The organism is Prevotella rectalis (genome assembly GCF_900607215.1).
In the GTDB taxonomy this organism is placed as follows: domain Bacteria; phylum Bacteroidota; class Bacteroidia; order Bacteroidales; family Bacteroidaceae; genus Prevotella; species Prevotella brunnea.
Window position 1 is genome coordinate 923,961 of the sequence record NZ_LR027820.1, and the last position, 757, is coordinate 924,717.

A 757-nucleotide genomic window follows, 5' to 3' on the forward strand; every position below is an offset into this window, starting at 1 on the left:
AAATAAGCCGTCGGAACGGCGGTGAGCGGTATGTGAAGACCTTTGATGGCTTCACCCATCTTCTTACGATGCTGTATGCAGTCATCATGCGCTTCGACTCCCTGCGCGAGATAGAGGCGGCAATGACGGCTGAGGTGCGCAAGCTTCATCACATAGGCATTGACAGGGTTCCTAAGCGCAGTACCCTGTCAGATGCGAACGCCAGACGCTCGGAGAAATTCTTTGAGGACGTGTATCACGACCTTTACGAGTCCAATAAGGACAGACTTTCTTCGGACAGCCGACGCAATGGTACGGAGGAATGGGTAAAACGTCTGAGAATCATCGATTCCACCACGATAACCCTGTTCTCTAACGTCATCTTCAAGGGCGTGGGCCGTCATCCTAAGACGGGAAAGAAGAAGGGTGGCATAAAAGTGCATTCCGTCATTCATGCAAACGAGGGAGTTCACTGTGACGTGAAGTTCACCTCTGCCGCTACCAACGATTCCTTCATGCTCGCCCCCAGCCATTTCAAGCATGATGAAATCGTTGCCCTGGATCGTGCATATATTAACTATGAAAAGTTTGAGGAACTGACCGAGAGGAACGTCGTCTATGTCACCAAGATGAAGAAAAATCTCAAATACGAGGTGTTGGCAGACTGCATGGATATGAACGAGGATGGGCTGATGGAATATCGTGAGCAGGTGGTGGTGTTCAGGAAGGGCGGTATCAACCATATAGCGCGTATCATCACCTATGTGGATATCAAGAA

Annotated in this window: 1 pseudogene (running past one end of the window); it reads left to right on the forward strand. The window is 49.7% G+C overall.

The features are described from left to right. Positions 1–757 (forward strand): annotated as a pseudogene (locus tag E0E16_RS14960) (IS4 family transposase); its annotated part runs 515 nt beyond the window's last position; the annotation flags it as partial.